Annotated in this window: 13 protein-coding genes; 10 read left to right on the top strand and 3 right to left on the bottom strand. The window is 62.4% G+C overall.

Annotation, left to right across the window (positions count from 1 at the left end):
• A partial coding sequence (locus AB5Y80_RS02330; protein ID WP_368172484.1) for a VCBS domain-containing protein occupies nucleotides 1-5052 on the top strand: 5052 nt, incomplete at its 5' end.
• Nucleotides 5053-5219: 167 nt separating this feature from the next.
• Here AB5Y80_RS02330 and mdtH read toward each other — a convergent pair.
• Nucleotides 5220-6413: a multidrug efflux MFS transporter MdtH gene (mdtH, locus tag AB5Y80_RS02325; protein ID WP_029314794.1), complete on the bottom strand. Its 1194-nt coding sequence runs from the start codon at nucleotides 6411-6413 to the stop codon at nucleotides 5220-5222.
• Between the two features lie 202 nt (nucleotides 6414-6615).
• Between mdtH and AB5Y80_RS02320 the strand changes: the two genes are divergently transcribed.
• Complete coding sequence (locus tag AB5Y80_RS02320) at nucleotides 6616-7515, top strand: LysR family transcriptional regulator (RefSeq protein ID WP_029314793.1); 900 nt, start codon at nucleotides 6616-6618, stop codon at nucleotides 7513-7515.
• Nucleotides 7516-7572: 57 nt separating this feature from the next.
• On the opposite strand, the gene AB5Y80_RS02315 is transcribed toward AB5Y80_RS02320, so the two are convergent.
• The gene (locus AB5Y80_RS02315; RefSeq protein ID WP_368172483.1) at nucleotides 7573-9345 is read right to left on the bottom strand and encodes a M4 family metallopeptidase; all 1773 of its coding nucleotides are present in this window, start codon (nucleotides 9343-9345) and stop codon (nucleotides 7573-7575) included.
• A 351-nt stretch (nucleotides 9346-9696) separates the two neighbouring features.
• On the opposite strand from AB5Y80_RS02315, the gene AB5Y80_RS02310 reads away from it, so the two are divergent.
• The 8 genes from AB5Y80_RS02310 to putP all read left to right on the top strand — a co-directional run bounded on the left by AB5Y80_RS02310 (nucleotide 9697) and on the right by putP (nucleotide 18592).
• Nucleotides 9697-10251: a GNAT family N-acetyltransferase gene (locus AB5Y80_RS02310; RefSeq protein ID WP_010675529.1), complete on the top strand. Its 555-nt coding sequence runs from the start codon at nucleotides 9697-9699 to the stop codon at nucleotides 10249-10251.
• Between the two features lie 37 nt (nucleotides 10252-10288).
• A complete protein-coding gene (locus tag AB5Y80_RS02305; protein ID WP_041212415.1) occupies nucleotides 10289-10843 on the top strand; it encodes a GNAT family N-acetyltransferase in 555 nt (184 codons plus the stop codon).
• Nucleotides 10844-11017: 174 nt separating this feature from the next.
• Complete coding sequence (locus AB5Y80_RS02300) at nucleotides 11018-12124, top strand: 1-acyl-sn-glycerol-3-phosphate acyltransferase (RefSeq protein ID WP_042016043.1); 1107 nt, start codon at nucleotides 11018-11020, stop codon at nucleotides 12122-12124.
• Between the two features lie 310 nt (nucleotides 12125-12434).
• A complete protein-coding gene (locus AB5Y80_RS02295; protein ID WP_010675526.1) occupies nucleotides 12435-12905 on the top strand; it encodes a YhcH/YjgK/YiaL family protein in 471 nt (156 codons plus the stop codon).
• Nucleotides 12906-13123: 218 nt separating this feature from the next.
• Complete coding sequence (locus tag AB5Y80_RS02290) at nucleotides 13124-14323, top strand: acetate kinase (RefSeq protein WP_010675525.1); 1200 nt, start codon at nucleotides 13124-13126, stop codon at nucleotides 14321-14323.
• A gap of 133 nt (nucleotides 14324-14456) precedes the next feature.
• Complete coding sequence (locus AB5Y80_RS02285; RefSeq protein ID WP_010675524.1) at nucleotides 14457-15698, top strand: mechanosensitive ion channel family protein; 1242 nt, start codon at nucleotides 14457-14459, stop codon at nucleotides 15696-15698.
• Nucleotides 15699-15883: 185 nt separating this feature from the next.
• On the top strand, nucleotides 15884-16810 hold the full coding sequence (locus tag AB5Y80_RS02280; RefSeq protein ID WP_010675523.1) for a L,D-transpeptidase family protein: 927 nt from the start codon (nucleotides 15884-15886) through the stop codon (nucleotides 16808-16810).
• Nucleotides 16811-17083: 273 nt separating this feature from the next.
• Nucleotides 17084-18592, top strand: coding sequence for a sodium/proline symporter PutP (putP, locus tag AB5Y80_RS02275; RefSeq protein WP_223955740.1), 1509 nt, complete (start codon nucleotides 17084-17086; stop codon nucleotides 18590-18592).
• A 47-nt stretch (nucleotides 18593-18639) separates the two neighbouring features.
• On the opposite strand, the gene AB5Y80_RS02270 is transcribed toward putP, so the two are convergent.
• Complete coding sequence (locus tag AB5Y80_RS02270) at nucleotides 18640-19602, bottom strand: IS1595 family transposase (protein ID WP_368172475.1); 963 nt, start codon at nucleotides 19600-19602, stop codon at nucleotides 18640-18642.
• Nucleotides 19603-19674 lie beyond the last annotated feature (72 nt).

The following is a 19674-nucleotide window of genomic DNA, read 5'->3' as shown; positions in this document are numbered from 1 at the left end:
GGCACCGGCGGCGATGCCGGTGAAGACAAGTTCATCGCGGGCACGCTCGACGGCAAGTACGGCCAGCTGGTGCTGGGCGCGGATGGCAAGTGGACGTACAGCGCCGACAACGGCCAGGCGGCGATCCAGGGGCTGAAGGCGGGCGAGACGCTGACCGACACCCTCACGGTGACCAACGCGGACGGCAAGACCACCACCACGGTGACCATCACCATCAACGGTGCCGACGATGCACCTACCCTGAGTATCGACCAGGGGGCCGTGGTCTCCGAAGAAGGGCTTGCTGGCGGCATTACCGATACGGCAGGCAGCAGCGATACCACCGACAGAGTGGCCGCCAGCGGCAAGATCACGGTCGGCGATGTTGACAGCCATGATACGCTTACCATCAGCCTGAACGGACCGGCCGGGCTGACATCCGGTGGGGCCAAGGTCCAGTGGAGCTGGGATGCGGGCAGCAAGACGCTGGTCGGCTACACGGGGGCGATTGGCGGCGCCGATTACAAGGCGGTGGTCGAAGTCAAGCTGACGGCACCCAATGCCAGCGGCAAGGGAGAGTGGACCTATGACGTGACCCTCAAGGGCCCCCTCGACCACGGGGATACGACCTCGGAAGACAAGCTGTCGTTCCAGCTGGACGTGGAAGTCTCCGATGGCAGTGGCGTCACCAAGGGCAAGCTGGATGTCAGCGTCGAGGACGACTCCCCCATTGCCGGCAACAGCGATGCCGTTTCCGTGGTGAAGACCGATATTCCGAATGTGCTGACCGGGCTCTTCGACCTGACCAAGTACAGTGGCAACCAGAGCACCCTGAACATGGCGGGCTTTACCATCAGCGCCCTGGGCTTCAAGTCGGCAACCGATTCCTCACTGGTAACGGCGGATGTCAACGGCTCCAGCTCGGGGCTGGGGGTGGCCAGCGGTGCTGCGCCTTACCACAACCTCGCCAACGAGATTGACTTCCGTCACTTTGCTGACGGATCGTCCGCCTCCGAGCAGCTGATCGTCAGGCTGGATGCGGGCAAGGTTGCCTACGGGGCCAACATCAAGTTCAGCAAGATGTTTGGCGGCGAGCTGGAGAGCGGGGTCGTGGAGTTCTATCGCGGTGGTGTGCTGATCAGCACTCTGGTATTCAACTCCAACGCATCGGGTGGGGAGTTCAACCAGAACTTCCAGGTGCAGCAGGGTGGCTTCGATACCATGGTGATCAAGGCGACCAACAACGGCAACACCAATACCTCCGACAACAGCGACTTCACCGTACAGAGCATCGAGTTCCTCGGTGCCAACACGGCGCAGGCCATCGCTTATGGTTCCGGCACCGTGACCCCGCAGTGGGGGGCGGACGGCAAGGGCTCCATCGGGCTGGTGCTGGACCCGGCGACCTTCGAGAATGGTCTGCGGACGGCTTCCGGCTCAGCCATCGCCATCACCGCCAGCGGGGCCAATACCCTGCTCGGGAAGGATGCGGGCGGCAACCTCGTCTTCAAGCTGGAGTTCACGCCAGCCACCGGCAAGTGGGAGTTCTTCCAGTACCAGCGCATGTCCAAACCCCTGGGTGATGGTGACATCGACTTCCAGATCCGGGTGGTGGATGGTGACGGTGACGCCAGCATTGGCTCCTTTGCCACCAAGCCTCTGTTCACGCCGCTGGTTCAGGGTGTCTCCAGCGAGAGCGTGACTGAAGGGGGCAACCTGTTGCACAAGGTCACCTTGTCCGATGCGACCCAGGAAGCGACCGAATACGATTTCGCCATTCGCGGATCGGGCAACAACCCCGCCTCCAATCAGGACTGGGGCAATGCCCAGTTCAGCAACGGCGTGACCTACAACAGCACCACCGGCAAGATCACGGTACCGGCGGGCGTGACAGACTTCACGGTGACCATCCCGACGGTGAACGATCGTCTGGTCGAGACGAACGAGACCCTCTCGGTGACCATCGGTGGTCAGAGCGGGACCGGTACCATAGTGGACAATGATCGGGCGCCGACGGCGGCTGGCGGCCACAGCGCCGGTGCCGAAGATCAGCCCCAGGTCCTGACCTGGGCCCAGTTCGGTGCCAGCGACGATCAGGGCGCGACTGATCTCGGGGTGCAGATCAACACCCTGCCGCTGAACGGTACCCTCGAATACCTCAATGCGGCTGGGCAGTGGGTTGCGGTGCAAACCGGATCCCTCATCTCCTATGCCGAGGTGAACGCAGGCCATCTGCGCTTCGTGCCCGGTCTGAACGAATCGAGCACCCATGCCGCCAACGGCAACGGCGCCGTGGTCGGCAACATGAAGGGCGACTATGCCAGCATCGGCTATCAGATAAGCGACGGTGCCAACCTCAGCAACGGCAGCAAGCTGGTGATCGACGTGGCGGCGGTGGCCGACAAGCCGACCGTTAACCTGAGTCTGGTGGGCAACGGTATTCCCCTTTACAACCTGAGCTTCCCGAGCGCGGGGATCACCACGGGCCAGTTCCAGTCCGGCAACTTCGACAAGGGGGCTCTCGGGATCACCAAGACCCTGACCGATAGCTCTTCTGGTCAGGATCTGGTCAATGGCACCAGCGGCAACGACTACATCGTGAGCCAGAAGGGAGGCGGCGACAGCCTGGTCGGCAACCAGGGGGATGACATTCTGGTGGGCAGCGATGCCATCCAGGGCGATTCCCTCTACGGCGGTGAAAGCAACGACATCCTGGTCTCCGGTCTTGGCAATGACGGCCTCTATGGCGGGACTGGCACGGATATCGCCGTGCTGCCCGGCAATCGTGCCGACTACTCCATCAAGAAGGGCGAGGGTTATTCGAACAACGACAAGTGGTTCGACTTCGTCGTGTTCGAGCGGGGCGTCGGGGTGACCAAGGCCCTGCACGACATGGAATATGTCCAGTTCGCAGACGGCATCTACCAGATCAACCAGACCACGGGTGAGCTGACCCTGGTTCCGCCGACCAAGGTGGATTACCCGGTCGAGCTGACGGCCTCCCTCACCGACAGGGATGGCAGCGAGGTGTTTGACAGCCTGGTGCTGAGCGGCATGCCCAAAGGCTCCGAGCTCTACAAGGGCAGCCAGTTGCTGGGTACCGTCGGGGAGGATGGCAAGCTGACCTTCACCGCGTCGGACAAGCTGTGGAGCAGCAATGCACTGGATCTGAACCTGAGCGGCCTGACTCTGCGGGTACCGGGTGACAAGGCGGGCCTGGTCAATCTCAAGGTCGATGTCATCGCCAAGGAGGTCGGGACCGATCTGACCAGTACCGCGACCGATGACGACAGCATCCGCCTGAGCTACTTCAACGCCACCGAAGGGGAGCCGGGGGACCAGAACCGGACCTATGGCAGCGAGCACAATATCGTGGTGGGGGATCTGGATGGCAGCGTGATGCTGCCGGGCCAGAACTACAACCTCGCCTTTATGGTCGACAGCTCCGGCAGTATCGGCAGTGACGCCATGGCGACCATCAGAACCCAGCTGTCCCAAGTGTTTACCAGCCTCAAGAACTCTGCGGGGGCAGCCGGTGCGGGCAAGGTCAATATCTTCCTGGTGGACTTTGATACGTTGGCCAACAAATCGGTGAGCGTGAACCTCAAGGATTCGGATGCGTTGACCAAGTTGCAGGCGATCCTCGACAGCATGGATGGCAGCAAAGACAGTGGCGGCGGGACCAACTATGAAGATGTGTTCCAGACCACGGCCAACTGGTTCAACAGTTCGACCGCACAAGGTAATACGAATGCCAAGAACCTGACCTATTTCATTACCGATGGCAAGCCGACCTTCTATCTGGACAGTGAGGGAGGCAATCCGATCGTCAATGATAAGTTCTGGGATGATGATGTTCGTCTTAACACGGTGCTTAAGGGCAGCTATGTGGCGGGCAAAATCTATAACAATGATGGGAAGACCATCATTGATGCTCAGGGCAGGGTCTATTCCTACGACTGGCGGGGTACCCAGAGCACCATCGGTGCCATGAGACCAGATGGTAAAGGCGGTTACGTATACTGGTCTCTTGGCGGCAATGGGCAGGACTCCTCTGACACAACCATCACCAACTCGGTAGCCGGCTTCGGGCTGCTGACCGGCATGGGAGTGACCGTCGAGGCGATCGGACTGGGAGCGAATATCTCCTATAACGATCTCAAGTCCTACGACTCTGATGGTGTTATCAAGACAGGGGTCAATGCCTCCGATCTGGCCAATGCCATTCTGGGGACGCCGGTCAGCAACCTGCCCGGCGCTGACAGGCTGGATGGCGGTGCGGGCGACGACATCCTGTTTGGCGACGCGGTACGCTTCACCGGCATCAGCGGGGAAGGGTATGCGGCCATCAAGCAGTATGTGAGCGGCAAGCTGGGGGCTGGGTCGGTGACCGATGCCCAGGTGCACGCCTACATCACGGATCACGCCAGCGAGTTCGATCAGTCGTCGGCCAATGACAAGGGTGACACCCTCCTCGGCGGTGATGGCAATGACATCCTGTTCGGTCAGGGGGGTGATGACTTCCTGTACGGCGGTGCCGGCAACGACACCCTGTTCGGTGGTAGCGGCAACGACACCCTCTATGGGGAGAGCGGCAACGATCGCCTCTATGGTGGCAGTGGCAACGACACCCTCTATGGCGGAACCGGCAACGACATCTTGAGCGGCGGGCTGGGCAACGACATCCTGATCGGGGGGGCCGGCAACGACATCCTCATGGGGGATGCAGGTGCCGATACCTTCACCTGGCTGAAGGGGGATACCGAGGCTGGCAAGGTGGCCAAGGACTACATCGTTGATTTCAGCAAGTCGGAAGGGGACAAGCTGGATCTGAGCGACTTGCTCGACAGCGATGGCAGCAAGAGCGAGAGCTCCCTGAAGAGCCTGCTCTCGGTGTTCCAGGACAGCGAAGGGGTGCACCTGCAGGTCAAGGAGAGCAGTGCGGCGCCGGTGACCCAGGAGATAGTGCTGATGAACCACACCTTCGACTCCCTGACGGGCGGTTCAGGGACGACTGCCAACCAGGTGATCGATTTCATGTTGCAAAACAACATGTTGGATATCAACAAGTAACAGCCAAGCGGGCTGGGCAAAAGCGGCAGAGCAATCTGCCGCTTTTTTTATGGGGGATTTTCGGGCGGATTGGCGCAGACGAGGGGAAGGGCAATGCAAGAAGAAGGTAAAAAAGGGCGCCCTTCAAGAGAAGGGCGCCCGGGGTAGACGGGATGATTGCCAGAGGATCAGGCGTTGACCCCTGCCAGGCGAGAGCCGCGCTGGAAGCAGTTGGCCAGCAGCAGCAAGGTGGTGACACCGACGGTGCCGAGTACCAGCCAGGGCAACCAGGGTTGCCCCTGGGCCATGGCGTAATCGTGCAGGGCACCGCCCCCCACGTAACCCGTCATGCCCCCGAGCGCCAGCCCCAGTCGGCTGAAGCCCATGTAGCTGCCCCGCGCCCCCGGTTGTGCCAGCTTGGTCATCAGGGTTTCCCGCGCCGGCTCGGCGATGACGATGCCGAGATAGAAGCAGGCGAGCAGCAGGAAGACGGCGGGCAAGGTGGTGGCAAAGGCCACCAGCCCGATCCCCGTGGTCATCAGCAGCACCCCCGCCATCAGGCGGTTCTCCAGCTTGAAGTGGCGCTCGCCGAACCGGGCAAGGGGGTAGAGCAGGGCCAGGGAGATGGCCGTCTCCAGGGTGTACATCCAGCCCACCGCTGTGGTGCTGCCTGCCATCTGTTTGACCAGGATGGGGAAGATCAGCATGACCTGCACCCAGAGCGCGTAGTAGCCGCTCAAGATCAGCACCAGTCGGCAGAAGGCCTTGTCCGCCAGCACCTGGCCGAGGCCGTCCCGGATCGGCGTCGGGCGCACCGAAAGCTTGTAGGGGGGCAGGATCAGCAGGTTGCACAGGGCGGCGCAGACGAAGAGGCCAGCACCCAGCAGGCAGACATATTCAAAATCGAAGTTGAGCAGCCAGCTGCCGAGCAGGGCTCCCACCACGGCGCCGGCGCTCTCCAGCATCATCAGCAGGGAGATGTAGCGACCCCGCTCCCGTGGCCGGGTGAACTTGATCACCAGGGCGGCGCGGGGGGGATCGAACAGGCAGCCACCCAGCCCCGAGATGATGCAGGAGAGGATCAGCTCCAATCCGCTCTGGGCATAGGCCAGGCTGGCAAACCCCAGCGCCCGCAGCAGCATGCCGCAGACGATGAGGGGGCGCGCCCCGAACTTGTCGGCGAGGGAGCCGCCAAAGACCCCCAGCCCCTGCTGGGTAAGCTGACGCAGCCCCAGTGCCAGTCCGACCACACCGGCGGCCCAGCCCAGTTGGTCGACGAAGCGCAGGCTGATCATGGGCATCACCACGAAGAAGCCCAGGATCACCAGCAGGGAATCCAATGCCAAGAACCACCGCCCCAACCGCCTCGCCCGATCCACCATGACCCTGATACCTCTGTTTGCTTCGCTGATATTGTTGTCTTTCTTGCCCGAACGGCGCCGTCACCAAACAGAGCCAAGGGGGATGACAACTCCCTGGCTCGGTGGCGTTCAGCCGGTTCATGACGATTGATGCTGCTATTCTGGTGGGGCTCCAGATATAGTGGTAGCCGACAACTGGCTATATTTCATATTGGATTTGGTTATGGCTATGACCCTCGACGATTTGCAACTGCTGCTGGATGTGGCCAACCGTGGCAGCTTCAGCAAGGTGGCCGCCATTCGCGGCTGGTCACAACCCATGGTGAGCCAGCGCATTGCCGTGCTGGAGCAGGAGCTGGGTCAGTCCCTGTTCCGTCGCCATCGTCGGGGGGCCACCCCGACCCCGGCCTGCGAGCAGTTTCTGCCTGCCGCGACTGCGGCCCTGAGCGCACTGGAAGGGGGGCGGCTGGCGATGCAGGGGGCGCCTGCATTGCCGCGGATCCGGCTCTCCTGCCTCCCCTCTCTGACCACGGCGGTGTTCGGCCCCCTGCTGCTGGCCCTGGTGGATGAGACCTTCGAGATCCGCTGCAACACGGATCACTCTGGCATCATCATGCAGGAGTTGCTGACCGGCGAGACCGACGTGGGCTTTATTCTCAAGTGCCCTGCCATCGCGGGCATCCAGCTCGAACTGCTCTACCGTTCCCCGATCATCGCCGTGGCCTGCGCCACCCACCCGCTGGCCGGGCGGCAGGGGCTGACCCTGCAGGACATTGCCAACGAGCGGCTGGCGCCCCAGCAGTGGGGGACGGGCTGCGACGAGCTGATCCTGCAGTTACGCCTGCTGCGCCAGGTGGCGAGCCCGCTGCACGCCATCCAGCCAGCGAGTGCGGCGCGGGAGCTGGCGCTGGAGCACGGCTTCATCACCCTGATGCCGGCGCTCGCCATCACCCGGGATCTGGAGTTCGGTCGCCTGGTGAAGCTGGACGTGGTGGATCTGCCACCGGATCACTGGGACGTGATGATGGCCTGGCGCAGCGGCAAGCGCCCCAATCCCGCCAAGGAGCGGGTGCTGGAGGCGGCCCGTACCCTGGCCCGGCGCTGGTCGGGCAAGCGGACATAAAAAAGCGCCGGACCAGGCCGGCGCTCTTCGCTTATTCCCCTTGATGCCCGCTCAGACTCAGTAGCTGGCCTTGAGGGTGACGCCGGAGAAGGCGCTGAACCCGCTCAGCTGCACGTGCCAGGTCCCCGCCTTGGGGGCGTTCAGGGTACAGGTTTCGGCATTGCCGCTCTTGTAGGGGCGGCAGTCATAGCTGCTGGCGGTCGGCGCGCTGCCGAACTTCACGTAGAGATCCGCATCCCCGCTACCGCCGCTGCTGGTCACCACCAGCTGGCTTCTGCCGGCGGGCACCTCGACGGTGAAGTTCAGCTTGCCCCCCTTGGCGGCGGTGAGATTGCTCACCGGTACCCCGTTTTGCAGCACGCTGCCCGGTTGGGGCGTGGTGCCGCCGCAGGTGGCATTGACCCCGACGGCGGTGAAGGCGGCTGCCACGTCGCTCACGCTGTAGCCGAGATCTGTGGCGGCCCTGGTTACCCCGCACGCCCCCTGATCGAAGGTGGTGTTGGGGCCCCAGTAGAGGCGGTTGGCCAGCACGAACACCTCGAACGCCTTGCGGGTTTGCCAACCGCTGGTGTTGGCCAGCAGGTAGAAGGCGCGGTTGTAGACCCCGGAACTGTGGTGTACGTCGATGCCGTCATAGTAATCGCTGGCGTGGCCGATGGACTTGCCGTCCCGGGCCGGGTCCTCGAAGTAGCGCAAGGAGCCGTTGCCCTTGAAGATCTGGGCCCCCACCAGCCAGTCGTTGCTGCCCTTCATGTAGTATTCGGCCGCTTCCCCCGCCATGTCGGAGAAGGCCTCGTTGATGCCGCCGGACTGACCGGAGTAGACCAGCCCTGAGTTCTGCTCGGTGAAGCCATGGCTCACCTCGTGGGCTGCCACATCCAGGCTCACCAGTGGATAGAAGGTGGTGGCCCCGTCGCCGAAGGTCATCTGGCTGCCGTCCCAGAAGGCGTTTTCGTAGTTGCGGCTGTAGTGCACCCGCATCTTGAGCTTGAAGCTCAGCGGCGCCGTGTTGTACCAGTTGCGGTACATGTCGAACACCACGTTGCCGAAGTAGTGGGCATCGTTGAGGGGCGAGTAGGCACCGTTGATCTCCTTGACCGTGTTCTCCGGGCAGGTGAACTGGTGGATGGTGCCCCCCGTGGTGCCGTGATTCATGTTGAGGGTGTCCACGTTGGTCCCCGTCATGCGGCAGTTGTCATCCACCTGGAGGGGGCCAAAGTCGGCGCCGTAGAAATACTTGCCGGTCTTGACGTTGCCCCCCGGGCCGGTGGCGTCCTTGTGGTTGATCCCCTCCCAGCGTTTGAGCTCGCTGCCGGTCTGGGCGTCGATCATCACGAAGGGGCGGCTCGGTTCCTTGCTGGCGGCGAGCCAGGAGACCAGATAGACCAGTCTGGCCTGGCCGGTCTCATCCTGCATCACGAACAGCTTGACCTGTTCGTTGCTCCCCTTGGCACCGCTGCGAGCCTGGCGTGCGGCGTCGCTGGCGGAGAGGGCAATGGCCGGGCCCGTCAGGTCGGCATCGATCTTGCGCAGCATGGTGCCGGACACCTGATTGACCTGGCCCCCCAGCGCCTGATCTGCCACCAGGACCTGGCCCCACACTGGAATCCCCTGCCAGGTCTGCTCATAGCGTATCCGCTGCTGGCCATTGGGCAGCGTCACCGCTCGCACCTTGCGAAACTCGCCATCCCCGGCGCCAAGGGCGCCAATCTTGGCGGCGCCGCTCACCGCACCGGTCAGGTCGGAGACCTGGTTCACTTCCACCTGTTCTGCCGCCATGGCGGCGCTTCCCCAGCAGGCCAGCATGACGGCCAAATAGACTTTGTTCATCTCGTCTTTCCTTAGTCGATGAAGATTACACGCCGGGTCCGTTGCCCGGCGCTCTTACACTAGTGGGAAGGGGGAAAATAACGGCCTGTCATTTGTCACAGGGCAGCGAAAACAGGTAGCACGATTCACTTTTACAGCGTCAATCATCCACAAATACTGGTAATGACAGCATGTTGAACCGCTGTGAGGGGTGATTGATGACCTTGGGATCAAGGTGCCCGCATGGGGATCGCCATATGGGGGTTGCCAGCGGGGAAGCCGGTTGAAAAGTCCTTGGCAAACAAGGGATTGATTGACTACATTGGCTCCCATGACGGCAGATGGCCGAAGCGGAACCGGGGAGGAGTGGCGATGTTTTCATGGCAACTGGATGACGAGCTGGCGCTCCTGTTCCTGCAACCCGACATGGCCAGCGAGCTGTTTCGCCTCTGCCAGCGCAACCGCGATTACCTCTCCCAGTGGCTGCCCTGGGTACCCCACATCCAGCAGCCCGCCGACAGCGCCACCTTCATTCGCCACGCCATCGAGAAGTTTGCCCGGGGGGAGGGGCTGACCACGGCCATCGAGTATCAGGGGGAGGTGGTCGGCGTCATCGGTTACAACCAGATCGATCAGGATCTCGGCAAGGTGACCATCGGCTACTGGCTGGCGGAGCGCTGGCAGGGGCACGGCATCATCACCCGGGCCTGCCAGGCCCTGATCCATCACGCCTTCGAGGAGATGGGGATGGAGAAGGTAGAGATCAGCGCCGCCCTCGAGAACGAGGCGAGCCGGGCCGTGTGCGAGCGGCTGGGAATGACCCAGGAGGGGATCACCCGGCGGGCGGAGAGGCTGGCGGACAGGGTGGTGGATCACGTGCACTACGGCCTGCTGCGGGACGAGTGGCTGAGGCTGAGGGATCTCTGATGACCTTCCTGTCCGCTTCCAACCTCCTGAGGGTGAGATGACGACGCTGCCCCACATTGCCACCCCCCGTACCCGGCTGACCGTGCTGACCCCGGAGCGGGCCTGCCTGATGGTGGATTTCTATCTGCGCAATCGCGCCCACCTGTCCCCCTGGGAGCCCAGGCGGGAGGAGAGCTTCTACACCCTCGCCCACTGGCAGACCCGCTTGCGCGACGGTTACGGCCACTATTTCGAGGGCAGTGCCGTGCAACTGGTGGCGCTCGATCCCAGGGGGGAGCGGGTGCTCGCCACCTGCAATTTCACGAACATTGTGATGGGCATGTTCAAGGCGTGCCACCTGGGCTATGCCATCGACAAGGAGCACGAGGGGCAGGGCCTGATGCAGGAGGTGGTGGCCGCCGGCATCGATCACCTGTTCCGGGAGCGGGGCCTGCATCGCATCATGGCCAGCTACATGCCCGCGAACCTGCGAAGCGGCGCGCTCCTCGAACGGCTGGGGTTCGAGCAGGAGGGGTACGCTCGGGACTATCTGATGATCAACGGCCGCTGGGAGGACCACGTCCTCACCGCGCTCATCAATCCCGCTGGCTAGCAGAGCCGTTGTCGAAAGGGAGGCTGGCGGGTGACCGCCATCGCTTTTTCACTGCAAGATCGCACTATCTGTACACCTCTCATACCCCTGGGGATAAAAGCGTGTAAAATTGCGCCCTGAATTTTCCCGGCCGGCAGACGCAGGCCGCGACTCCATACATGCAAGGCAGACATTGTGACAGAAGTAGATAGATTCGCGGACATTCGCCCCTATCGCGATGAAGAAGTACCGGCTGCCATCGAGCGGCTGATCCAGGATGACGAGTTTATCGGCGCCATCGCCAAATACCGCTTCGGTTCCCTGATGAGCTGGCTGGGTTGGGCCATTCGCCCGCTGATCCGCCAGTTCCTGCGCCACAAGTGGGCCAAGGTCAGCACCATCCATCAGGTACAGATGGGGGTGACCCGCTACATGACCCGGATGATCGCCACCTCCACCCAGGGAGTGAGCTTCTCCGGGCTCGAACACCTCAAGAAGGAGCAGGGCTACCTGTTCGTCTCCAACCACAGGGACATCGCCATGGATCCGGCGTTCGTCAACTGGGGGCTGCACACCCATGGTTTCGATACCGTGCGCATCGCCATCGGCGACAACCTGCTGCGCAAGCCCTGCGCTACCGAGCTGATGAAGCTCAACAAGAGCTTCATCGTCAAGCGCTCCGCCAAGGGACCGCGGGAGATGATGAAGGCCCTCGGGGAGCTGTCGGCCTACATCGGCCAGTCGGTGCACGAGGGGCACTCCATCTGGATCGCCCAGAAGGAGGGGCGCGCCAAGGACGGGGATGACAAGACCGATCCGGCCATCCTCAAGATGTTCTACGTGGACGGCAAGAAGCAGAAGATCGACTTCGTCGACTACATGCGCAGCCTCAACATCGTGCCGGTGAGCATCAGCTACGAGCTGGATCCCACCGACAAGGCCAAGGCGCGCGAGCTCTACGAGAAGTCGGTCAACGGCAGCTACGAGAAGGGCGAGTTCGAGGACATCGAGAGTATCGTCGCGGGCATCGTCGGCCAGAAGGGGCGGGTACATGTCTCCTTCGGCGCCCCTATCACCGAGGGTTTCAGCGATCCGGACGAGCTGGCGGCGCTCATCGACAAGGCGATCTGGAGCAGCTATCGCCTCTTCCCGGGCAACTACCTCGCGGCGGATGTGCCCGGCAAGGCCAGCACCATAGAGCAGAGTGCCTTCCTGACTCGCCAGTCCGAGGTGCCACAAGAGCACAAGGCCATCTGGCGCGCCATGTACGCCAAGCCGGTGGAAAACGCCGGCAAGGTTTGAATGGCACCGTTTTGAACGGGTGATGGAAAAAAAAACGGGAGCAGATGCTCCCGTTTTTGCGTCTGGTCAAAGTCGGGGGAGATTGGGTAGTGAATAATATTGTTTCAACTGGTACGATCATCGGGTGAATGGGCGAGTATCTCTTGGCAGGGGCGGACGAGTATGCAACAGTGACTCGGCGCCATCGCCTTGGAAGCGACAGCGCCCCCGTCTGCACGGATGGCAGACGAGACGATAAAAGGACCTTCAATGGTCCTTTTTCATTGGTGCACAAAGATAGACCACAGATATATCTAAGGATGCGAACCTCATGATCACCGGCAGTCTGGATACCTTGCAACGCACCCCCTTGCCCGCCCCCCTGAACCGTATCGTGGCCGAGGTGGTGCAAAGCGTCGAACGCTGGCTGCACGCCCCCCTCGGCAAGCAGGAGGTCGACGGCCTCACGCTGTTCTGCCTGGTGAGCGAGGATCTGACAGAGCCGGTGGCGGATCGCCGGGGCGAGTTTCATGAGCAGTATCTGGACATCCAGCTGCTGCTGCGCGGCGAGGAGTGGATCGGCGTGGGCCCTCACGCCTACAGCCGGGACGGTGCCGACCATCCTCACCCCGATCTCTGGTTCGTCGATGATGAGCAGACCAGTTATCTGGCGTTGCAGCCCGGCGACTTCGCCATCTTCTGGCCGGGAGAACTGCATCGCCCCCTCTGTACCCTGACGACCCCAGGTCCGGTCAAGAAGCTGGTCGTCAAGGTTCACCAGTCGCTGCTGACCGGCGCCTGAGTGGCAACCGGGGCCTGGAGTCCCGAGTGATTGGGCCAACAGAGGCCCGTTGCGAATCGCTGATTCGACGCGCGCGCCAGACGAACGGTCTGCGCCCAACGATTTGAAAAATTGGACGCACCCTCCTGCGACCATAAGCCCCCGGCAGGGGAATCCCATCCATCGCTGGATGACACGACACTGTCGGCGTAAAGCCGAAGCACAGGAAGATGTAGAACATGAGCAAGTTGGTATTGATCCTTAACTGCGGTAGCTCTTCCCTGAAATTTGCCGTAATGGACGCTGAAACGGGCGAGGACATGCTGTCCGGCCTGGCCGAATGCTTCAATCTGGATGACGCACGTATCAAATGGAAACTCCACGGGGTCAAGGGCGACGCCATGCTGGGCGCCGGTGCCGCGCACCAGGAAGCCCTCGACCACATCGTGGGTCACATCCTGCCCCAGGATCCCGCCCTGGCCGATCAGCTGGTCGCCATCGGCCATCGCATCGTGCACGGCGGCGAGCAGTTCTCCCGTTCCGTGCGCATCGATGACGGCGTGATCGCCGGCATCGAAGCCGCCATTCCGTTTGCCCCCCTGCACAACCCGGCGCACCTCATCGGCATCCGTGCCGCCCTCAAGGTGTTCCCGGCCCTGGCCGACAAGAACGTGGCCGTGTTCGACACCGCCTTCCACCAGACCCTGCCAGAGGAAGCCTACCTCTACGCGCTGCCCTACAAGCTCTATCGCGAGAACGGCATCCGTCGTTACGGCGCCCACGGCACCTCCCACCGCTTCATCGCCGAAGAGACCGCCAAGGCGCTGGGCAAACCGCTCCATGAGCTCAACATCATCAACTGCCACCTGGGCAACGGTGCCTCCGTCTGCGCCATCAAGAACGGCGAGTCCGTCGACACCTCCATGGGGCTGACCCCGCTGGAAGGGCTGGCGATGGGCACCCGCTCCGGTGACATCGACCCTGCCATCGTCTTCTTCATGCACGACAACCTGGGTTACAGCGTGGACAAGATCAACCAGGTGCTGACCCGCGAATCCGGCCTGCTGGGCATGACCGAGGAGAGCAGCGACTGCCGCTACGTCACCGGCAACTACGCCACCGACGCCGGTGCCAAGCGTGCACTGGATGTCTTCACCTATCGCGTTGCCAAGTACGTCGGTGCCTATGCTGCCGCCATGGATGGTCGCCTGGACGCCCTGGTGTTCACCGGCGGCATCGGCGAGAACGCCGCCATGGTGCGCGAGATGGTGCTGGCCCGACTGGCCCTGCTCGGCTTCAAGATCGACAAGGAGGCCAACAACGCCGCCGTGCTGGGCGGTGAAGGCCCCATCACCGTCGAAGGCAGCCGTCTGGCCCTGGTGATGCCCACCAACGAAGAGCTGGTGATCGCCCGTGATGCCCTGAGCCTGGTCGGCTAAGGCTCCCTCTGGTGACGACAACGCCCGGCCCCTGCCGGGCGTTGTCGTTTGTGGCGGCCGTGACGCCGGCTGTCATTTGACATGGGGGACCAGATGCGTACCCTGACCGCTGTGTGATATTGCGGAGGTAACGATGAAAGAGATGTTTTTCAACTGGTTGTCAGGCCTGGGGGTCGATGTAACCCCCATGATGGCCCTGGTGATTGCCCTGGGGTTCATCGTGCTGACCGCCATGGTGCTGCACCTGGTGCTGCACCGCATCCTGCTGGTGCGCCTGGTGGGGCTGCTTGGCAAGACCAAGCAGATGTGGCTGCCGCCCCAGTTGCAGCAACGCCTCTTCTACCGGCTCGCCTTCGTGTTCCAGGGGGCCGTGCTGCTCGGTCAGGCGGAGATCTGGCTGCCCAAAGCGTCCGAGAGCCTGGCGCTTATCGAGTTGCTGGCCCAGCTCTGGATCCTGCTGTTCCTGCTGCTGGCCCTGTTCGCCCTGCTCGACTGCCTGCTCTCCCTGAGCCGTCATACCCGGCTTGGGCGGGATCTGCCCCTGCGCGGCATCTTCCAGGGGGTGAAACTGGTGGCCAGCATCCTGGTGGGCATCCTGATGATCGCCCTGCTGCTCGGCAAGTCGCCCCTCTTCCTGTTCAGCGGCCTGGGGGCCATGACCGCGGTCCTGATGCTGGTGTTCAAGGACCCCATCCTCGGCCTGGTGGCGGGTATCCAGCTCTCCGCCAACCGCATGCTGAGCGTCGGTGACTGGCTGCAGATGGACAAGTACGGGGCGGACGGCGAGGTGACCGACATCGGCCTCACCACGGTCAAGGTGTCGAACTGGGACAAGACCATCACCACCATCCCTACCTATGCCCTCATCTCCGACTCCTTCAAGAACTGGCAGGGGATGACCGAATCCGGCGGGCGCCGCATCAAGCGCAGCGTCAACATCGACATGACCAGCGTGCGCTTCCTCACCTCGCAGGAGCAGTTGCAGCTCAAGCAGGCCAGGTTGCTGGCACCCTACCTCAGCCGCAAGGAGCAGGAGCTCAGCAGCTACAACCAGCAGCTCAGCGATGCCATCAGCTGCCCCATCAATGGTCGCCACCTCACCAACCTCGGCACCCTGCGCGCCTATCTGGACGCCTACCTGCGGGCTCATGCGGGTATTCGCAAGGACATGACCCTGATGGTGCGCCAGTTGGCACCGACCACGGACGGCCTGCCGCTGGAGATCTACTGCTTCACGGCGACCACCGCCTGGGCCGAGTATGAAGGGATACAGGCTGATATTTTCGACCACATATTTGCGATAATTGAGCAATTCCATCTGCGTTTGCATCAGTCGCCAACCGGTTATGATATGCACAGTTGGAAAAACGGCTGATCCCGCTTATGACAAGGTGCCGTGGCGTAGCGCGGCACCGTATTTAATCACCGACCCGTCAGCACGTGGCGGTTGAAATTTGCATGGCAGAGGAGAAAAATGGCGGCCTTCTCTTCGCCCCGGGCGCGCCCGTCGCCTCCGCGCTGGCCAGAGTGCTGAACCACCCCCTTTATCACAGGAAAGTTATGAAGCTCCTCCACAACACGGCGGCCGCACTGTGCTGCTCCCTGATCCTGGCCGCCATGCCCGCCCTCGCCATCGAATATGCCCTGCCCGCAGCCAACAGCCGCCTGGTGGGGGAGAACCTGGACTACGTGGTGTCCCCGGAAGAGGCGGGCCAACCCCTGGAAGCGGCAGCGGCCAGATTCCAGCTCGGCTTGACCAACATGCTGGAAGCCAACCCCAAGGCGGACCCCCTGCTGCTGCAGGCGGGCGAGAAGCTGGTCGTGCCGCACCAGCTGATCCTGCCGGATGCCCCCCGTGAAGGCATCGTGCTGAACGTCGCCGAGATGCGCCTCTACTACTACCCCAAAGGCAAGAAGGTGGTGGAAGTGCTGCCGATTGGCATCGGCCAGCTCGGCACCGACACCCCGGAAGACTGGGTGACCAGCGTGCAGCGCAAGAAGGCGGGCCCGACCTGGACCCCGACCGCGAAGATGCACGCCGAGTACGCCGCCCGTGGCGAGACCCTGCCTGCGGTCTGGCCGGCCGGTCCGGACAACCCCATGGGGCTGTTCGCGCTCTACATCGGCAAGATGTACGCCATCCACGGCACCAACGCCCAGTTCGGCATCGGCCTGCGGGTGAGCCACGGCTGCGTGCGTCTGCGCAACGACGACATCGAGTACCTGTTCAAGCAGGTCCCGGTCGGTACCCGCGTCCAGTTCGTGAACCAGCCCATCAAGGCCTCTGTCGAGCCGGATGGCCGCCGCTACCTGGAAGTGCACCAGCCCCTCTCCCGCAACCAGGAGGAGTTCAACTCCAGCCTGCCGGCCCCGCTGCCCATGTCCACCGCCGTGACCCGCTTCATCGCCCACGCGGACAGCGACTCCCAGCTGGTCAAGCAGGCCCTGGAGCAGCGCAGCGGCATGCCCATCGCCATCAACCGCTGATCCCGCCCGTCGGTATCCCGAGCCCCGGCCACTGTCGGGGCTTTTTTATGGCGCGGGGGAGGGGATCATCAGGGTAAACCCTTGGCAGGTCGGGATAAAATCCGGCCTTATTGCAATTGAGTGGTTGCTTGGTTAGGTGTTAAACGTTTTCCGTGTGTTTTTTATTTGTTAAAAGTGGTTGTGGTCCGGCGATCTGCTGATTACTCTAGGCCGGTTTTTTAAGGAAGAGTTCGTCGCAAGAACGAACACAGACGTCACATAACGGAGTTTTGAATGACAGCTAGCACCCCCATGCTCATCACCTTTCTGGTGTACATCCTCGGGATGGTGTTGATCGGCTTTATCGCCTATCGCGCCACCCAGAACTTTGACGACTACATTCTCGGCGGCCGCCGCATGGGGAGCTGGGTGACCGCCCTCTCCGCCGGCGCCTCCGACATGAGTGGCTGGCTCCTGATGGGCCTGCCTGGTGCCGTCTTCATCGGCGGTATTTCCGAGAGCTGGATCGCCATCGGCCTCATCATCGGCGCCTACTTCAACTGGCGCTGGGTGGCCGGTCGGCTGCGGGTTCACACCGAGAAGAACCGCAACGCCCTGACCCTGCCGGACTACTTCACCTACCGCTTCGAGGACAAGAGCCGGGTGCTGCGCATCCTCTCCGCCCTGGTGATCCTGCTGTTCTTCACCATCTACTGCGCCTCCGGCGTGGTGGCCGGTGCCCGCCTGTTCGAGAGCACCTTCGGCATGAGCTATGACACCGCCCTCTGGGTCGGCGCCGCGGCCACCATCACCTACACCTTCTTCGGCGGCTTCCTCGCGGTGAGCTGGACCGATACCGTGCAGGCCACCCTGATGATCTTCGCCCTCATCCTCACCCCGGTGTTCGTCATCATCGCCGTGGGCGGCATCGACACCGCCATGGTGCAGGTGGCGGCGCAGAACGCCAGCAACCTCGACATGTTCAAGAACCTGGACTTCATCGCCATCATCTCCCTGATGGCCTGGGGCCTGGGCTACTTCGGCCAGCCCCACATCCTGGCGCGCTTCATGGCGGCGGACTCCCACCACTCCATGGCCAGCGCCCGTCGCATCAGCATGACCTGGATGGTGCTGTGCCTGGGCGGCGCCGTGGCCATCGGTTTCTTCGGCCTCTCCTACTTCTCCACCTTCACCGAGCAGGCGGGCGGCGTGACCACCAACCCGGAGCGCGTCTTCATCGAGCTCTCCAAGATCCTGTTCAACCCCTGGATTGCCGGCGTGCTGCTCTCCGCCATCCTGGCGGCGGTGATGAGTACCCTCAGTTGCCAGCTGCTGGTCTGCTCCAGCGCCATCACCGAGGATCTCTACAAGCCCTTCCTGCGCAAGAATGCCTCCCAGAAAGAGCTGGTGTGGGTCGGCCGCGCCATGGTGCTGCTCATATCCCTCATCGCCATCGCCGTGGCGGTGAACCCGGAGAACCGGGTGCTGGGGCTGGTAAGCTACGCCTGGGCCGGCTTCGGTGCCGCCTTCGGTCCCGTGGTGCTGCTCTCCGTGCTCTGGTCCCGCATGACCCGCAACGGCGCCCTGGCGGGCATGCTGACCGGTGCCCTGACCGTCATCATCTGGAAGCAGTTCGGCTGGCTGGGTCTGTACGAAATCATCCCGGGCTTCCTGTTTGCTACCCTGGCTATCGTGCTGTTCAGCCTGTTGGACAAGGCCCCCTCCAAGGCCATGCAGGATCGCTTCGCAGAAGCCGAGCAGGAGTTCCAGAGCCCCATGGCAGACGCCATCGCGGCAAAATAACCCCGCCTCGACGACAAAAGCCCCGCAACTGCGGGGCTTTTTAATGGCTATGTCCCAATTACGTGTTGCATCGGGTGCCCTAGCGCCTCATGCAAACACATCTTGGTATTTACCTCCCTGCCGTAACGTTCCAGCATCCTGCGCCAGCCCAGATAATTCCTCAGGTAGTGGGTTGCGACTCCATGGAATCGTTCCATCCACTCCTTCAACCGCCGGTGATATCCGTTCACATGCTGGATGTGGTATGCCCCAATGACTCGCTCACCTCGACGGTTGTACACCACCTGATGTGTTATACCCCGCGCTTGGCTGAAACTGGCATACACCCCTGCACCATCACTGCAGAGCACTGCATCGGGCGCGATGAGTGGCTGCAACACCGCTTTCACCGTCTGCGCATCCAGCCTTTCCAGCTGAAAGTCGGCTTGATGGCCCGCCCTGTCCTGCACCACCATCACCGGGATGTAATCCCGCCCGGTCCCCCGGGTACGCCCTTTCCCGCCACGATGTCTTGCCGGACGAGGCAACCCTCGCTGCCCCTTGAACGATTCGAGGAAGAAGGTTTCATCCACTTCCACAATGCCTTCTTCCCGTGTTGCCTGGTGGTTTGCCATCGCCTTCAGGAAGCGGTGACGCCACAAGAATGCGGTGTTCTTGCAAACACCGCAGCGGACGGCGGCCTGGCGGACAGTGAGCCCGTCGATGAGAGCCTGGGCGTAGTCCTCCCAATGCTCAGCCTTACGTAATCTGGCCAAAGGCGTCTTGGTGAGGAGGGAGCTGGTTCGCCGACACTGCTTACAACGGTAACGACGCAGCCCACGGCTCCAGCCCCAGGGGGTCAGCTGGGTGGCATCCGCCTGGCAGTGGGGACAGCCGCAGCATGTGGGTAACTGGGCATGGAGGGACGTAATCGGGTGTGGAGCGGCGAGCTCATGCTGAGCGACACGGCGCTGACGCAGAGTAAGTAATGGAAAGAGGGACAACAGGTGTTGGAAGGCTGGCGTATCCATGATGAAGGTCCTCGCGGTGATGACCTACTTCCAGATTAGCCTTCCAACACATAATTGGGACAGCGCCTTTTT

The organism is Aeromonas sp. R2-1 (genome assembly GCF_040908425.1).
Taxonomy (GTDB): Bacteria; Pseudomonadota; Gammaproteobacteria; order Enterobacterales; family Aeromonadaceae; genus Aeromonas; species Aeromonas caviae.
The sequence above is the reverse complement of the archived record's forward strand: the minus strand, read 5'-3'. Positions and strand labels throughout refer to the sequence as shown.

Bases quoted from the DNA above. Each gene is read 5' to 3' on its own strand.
- mdtH (WP_029314794.1), bottom strand. From the start codon at position 6,413: ATGGTGGATCGGGCGAGGCGGTTGGGGCGGTGGTTCTTGGCATTGGAT.
- AB5Y80_RS02320 (WP_029314793.1), top strand. From the start codon at position 6,616: ATGGCTATGACCCTCGACGATTTGCAACTGCTGCTGGATGTGGCCAAC.
- AB5Y80_RS02315 (WP_368172483.1), bottom strand. From the start codon at position 9,345: ATGAACAAAGTCTATTTGGCCGTCATGCTGGCCTGCTGGGGAAGCGCC.
- AB5Y80_RS02310 (WP_010675529.1), top strand. From the start codon at position 9,697: ATGTTTTCATGGCAACTGGATGACGAGCTGGCGCTCCTGTTCCTGCAA.
- AB5Y80_RS02305 (WP_041212415.1), top strand. From the start codon at position 10,289: ATGACGACGCTGCCCCACATTGCCACCCCCCGTACCCGGCTGACCGTG.
- AB5Y80_RS02295 (WP_010675526.1), top strand. From the start codon at position 12,435: ATGATCACCGGCAGTCTGGATACCTTGCAACGCACCCCCTTGCCCGCC.
- AB5Y80_RS02290 (WP_010675525.1), top strand. From the start codon at position 13,124: ATGAGCAAGTTGGTATTGATCCTTAACTGCGGTAGCTCTTCCCTGAAA.
- AB5Y80_RS02285 (WP_010675524.1), top strand. From the start codon at position 14,457: ATGAAAGAGATGTTTTTCAACTGGTTGTCAGGCCTGGGGGTCGATGTA.
- AB5Y80_RS02280 (WP_010675523.1), top strand. From the start codon at position 15,884: ATGAAGCTCCTCCACAACACGGCGGCCGCACTGTGCTGCTCCCTGATC.
- putP (WP_223955740.1), top strand. From the start codon at position 17,084: ATGACAGCTAGCACCCCCATGCTCATCACCTTTCTGGTGTACATCCTC.
- AB5Y80_RS02270 (WP_368172475.1), bottom strand. From the start codon at position 19,602: ATGGATACGCCAGCCTTCCAACACCTGTTGTCCCTCTTTCCATTACTT.